The sequence below is a fragment of the Senegalimassilia sp. genome, assembly GCF_977052095.1.
This window is the reverse complement of record NZ_CDRSTZ010000078.1, coordinates 1-3,634: the sequence shown is the minus strand read 5'-3', so window position 1 is coordinate 3,634 and position 3,634 is coordinate 1. Positions and strand designations below refer to the sequence as shown.

Genomic DNA, 3,634 nt, shown 5'->3' with positions numbered 1-3,634 from the left:
ATAAGCTGGTGATATGCAAGCACGGCGTGCGCGAAGGGTACCTAATCGAGCGCATGCTCGGGGCCGTGTCGGCACCCCCGCAAGCGGACTGACCGAATCTGAAACAGAATCGTTACCTTTTTCACCCCATTTTTTCGGTCCCGGTGGCGGATTCGGCTGGGCGCAGCATCAAAACGGAGTAAAATATGGGTTGAGGTGACGTGGTTGTTGGGGAACCCCGTCACCTTGGCGTCGCACGTTATGCAATCATCGATTCCACTTGACCGCCCGCAAGCGGTCGCACGCACATCGAATCAACGAAGACGCATCGCCCGACGCGCGTTTCATCTATGACGTCGAGGGAAGGGAACGCCATGAAAGCAAACGAATCCACAACGCACATAGGGTCCACGCCCTACATGCAGAACCGCGAGCTGTCGTGGCTCACGTTCAACGAGCGCGTGCTCGACCAAGGCGCCGACGAAACCGTGCCGCTGCTCGAGCGCCTGAACTTCATCAGCATCTTCTGGTCCAACCTCCAGGAGTTCTTCATGGTGCGTGTGGGCAGCCTGACCGACCTGTCGCTTCTGAAGAAGCAGGTCCTCGACTCGAAGACGGGCATGACGCCCGCCGAACAGCTCACCGCCATCCATAAGCGCTGCCACGAGCTGTACCCTGTGCAGGAGCAAACCTACGCCGAGGTGCGCCAGGCCCTGGCCGCGCACGGCGTGCGCCATCTGCGCCCCGCCGATCTCAACGACGAGCAGCGCGCCTTCCTGACCGACTACACGGCAGCCAACATCATGCCGTTTTTGTCCCCGCAGATCATCAATTCGCGCCACCCCTTCCCCCACCTGGAGAACGGGTCGCTCTACGTCATCGTGCGCCTTGACGAGGAAGTGGGCCCGAAGAAGCCCAAGAAGAAGGACAAGGCCAAGGACGGCAAAACCGTCAAGGCCGCCAAAATCCATCCTTCCGCCGAGGAAAGCGAGAACCTGGGTGCCGAGGGCGTCACCGTGGGCATCCTGCCCATGCCGCGCCAGTGCGCGCGCCTTATCAAGCTGCCGGGCGAGGGCTTCCAGTTCATCCTGCTTGAGCACGCCGTGGAAATGGTGGCTGAGCAGGTGTTCAGCATGTACACCGTCAAGCACACCAACGTCATCTGCGTCACGCGCAACGCTGACTTGGACGCCACCGAAGGCACCGACGAGTCCGACGAGGACTACCGCGAGCACATGAAGCGCATCCTGAAGCGCCGCGGGCGTTTGGCCCCCGTGCGCCTGGAATCCGAGCGCCCGCTTTCCAGCGTGCTGCAGAAGATGCTGCTCAAGCGCCTAGGGCTCAAGCCCATCCAAACCTACGTCACCTCGGTGCCGCTTGACATGAGCTGGACCTGGGGCGTTGCCTCAAGCCTGCCCGAGAAAACACGCGCGGCGCTGACGAACACGCCGTTTTCCCCGCAGTGGCCGGCCTGCCTTGACCGCCGCCGCCCCATCATGGACCAGGTCAGCGAGCGCGAGGTGCTGCTGAGCTACCCCTACGAGTCCATGGACGCGTTCGTGCAGCTTCTGCGCGAAGCGGCCGCCGACCCCAGCGTCATCTCCATCAAGATCACGCTGTACCGCCTGGCGCGCCAGTCGCACTTAGCCGAGGCGCTTATCGCCGCAGCCGAGAACGGCAAGCAGGTCACGGCGCTGTTCGAGCTGCGCGCCCGCTTCGACGAATCGAACAACATCGAGTGGTCACAGCGCTTCGAAGAGGCCGGCTGCAACGTCATCTACGGCTTCCGCGATTTCAAGGTGCACAGCAAGATCTGCTGCATCACGCGTCAAACGGAGCATGGCCTGCAGCACGTCACGCAGCTAGGCACGGGCAACTACAACGAGAAAACGGCGAAGCTGTACACCGACCTCAGCTTCATCACCGCCGACGACACCATCGGCCGCGACGCCACGGAGTTCTTCCGCAACATGCAGCTGGAAAACGCCTCCGACAACTACGACATCTTGTGGGTGGCGCCGCTGCAGATCAAGCCGAAGATCATCGAGGGCATCGACGCGCAGATCGAGCTGGCGCGCCAGGGCAAGCCGTGCGGGCTGTTCTTCAAGACGAACAGCGTCACGGACAAGGAAATCATCGTGAAGATCGCCGAGGCAAGCCAGGCAGGCGTGCCGGTAACCATGCTGGTGCGCGGCATATCGTGCCTGGTCCCGGGCGTGCCAGGCTATACCGACAACGTCCGTGTGGTTTCCATCGTCGGCCGCTTGCTTGAGCACAGCCGCATTTACGGCTTCGGCGTGGGCGACAACGCGCGCGTGTATCTGTCAAGCGCCGACCTGATGACGCGCAACATGGAGAAGCGCGTGGAGATTGCCTGGCCTATTCTTGATGACGCCCTGCGCGAGCAGGTGCTGCAGTACTTCGACACGTGCCTGCGCGACACCGCCAAGCTGCGCGAGCTTCTGCCCAACGGCAGCTACACGAAGCTCGGCGCGCTGGCCGAACCCGGCCAGGCGCTGTTCGATTCGCAGAACGCGCTGATCAAGGAAGCCCAGAAGCGCCGCGCACATGCGGCCGAAGCCGAAGCGCAGCGCAGCGCGAAGGCGCGTTTCCAGCTGACCGAGCGGCATCGCACCGAGATGCGTCAGGCCGAAGTGCGCGTCGAGGCCATCGCGGCGGCCGAGGCAGCCGCAGCGAAGGCCGTCGCCGAAGCCGAGGCCGCCAAGGCCGCCGCGCTTGAGGCCGAAGCGGCCGCGAAGGCTGCCGAAGCCGACGTTGCAGCGCGCAACGCGAACAGCAGCAAGGTGGCAAGCGCAAGCGTTTCCGCAGACGGCAAGGCGGGTGCGCACGCGGCCACGCAGCAAGCGGCAAGCGCCAGCGCGCAAGGCGCAAGCGAGTCGCAGAGCGCGAGCAGCGCAGCAAAGCCCGCCGCCGCGGGCGCTGCGGGCGCAAGCCAGCAGGTGGCGAAGCCCACGCCCGTCAAGGCGCACGTGCTCAACGAGCCGATGCAGGCGCCGTCACACTCGGGCATCCAAGTGCGCCCCCGCAACAGCAAGCCACGCCTCATCTCCCGCATCCTCGCAAAAATCATCCGCTAGCAAAAAGGCGGCCCCGCACCAGCGGGGCCGCCTTCGCTTCGTTACCTTTTTCGCGTTGTTAAATCTCCCAGCACTTGTCGTGCTCTTTGTTCGGCGTGCGCACGTTCACTTCCTGATTCTTCAGGCTGACGCGGCTGCCCTTCGGCACGCTGGAGATGACGAACGCGCTGCCGGCGATGATGGAGCCCTCGCCCACCACGGTTTCGCCACCCAGCACGCTGGCATTGCTGTAGATGGTGACGTCGTCCTCGATGGTGGGATGGCGCTTCACGCCGGACAGCGCCTGGCCGGCACGCGTGGACAGAGCGCCCAGCGTAACGCCCTGGTAGATCTTCACGTGGTTGCCAATCGTGGTGGTCTCGCCGATAACGACGCCGGTTGCATGGTCGATGAAGAAGTACTCGCCGATCGTCGCGCCGGAGTTGATGTCGACGCCCGTGCGGCCGTGAGCGTACTCGGACATGATGCGCGGGATAAGCGGCACATCCTGCACGTACAGCTCGTGCGCGATGCGGTACACGAAGATGGCGAAGAAGCCCGGATAGCTGAAGATGATC

Annotated in this window: 2 protein-coding genes; one reads left to right on the top strand and one right to left on the bottom strand. The window is 63.6% G+C overall.

Translation table 11 applies throughout. The features are described 5' to 3' along the window. Nucleotides 1–353: 353 nt before the first annotated feature. Entirely contained in the window at nt 354–3,077 is a 2,724-nt protein-coding gene (gene ppk1 / locus ACWI6D_RS09290) for a polyphosphate kinase 1 (protein WP_449134478.1), read from the top strand. Between the two features lie 58 nt (nt 3,078–3,135). Here ppk1 and ACWI6D_RS09285 read toward each other — a convergent pair. Next, nucleotides 3,136–3,634 (bottom strand): serine O-acetyltransferase (locus ACWI6D_RS09285; protein WP_449134477.1); only part of this gene is annotated, 499 nt, incomplete at its 5' end.

What these genes read in the sequence shown, in the direction of transcription:
- ppk1 (WP_449134478.1), top strand. Translation starts at nt 354, where the DNA reads ATGAAAGCAAACGAATCCACAACGCACATAGGGTCCACGCCCTACATG.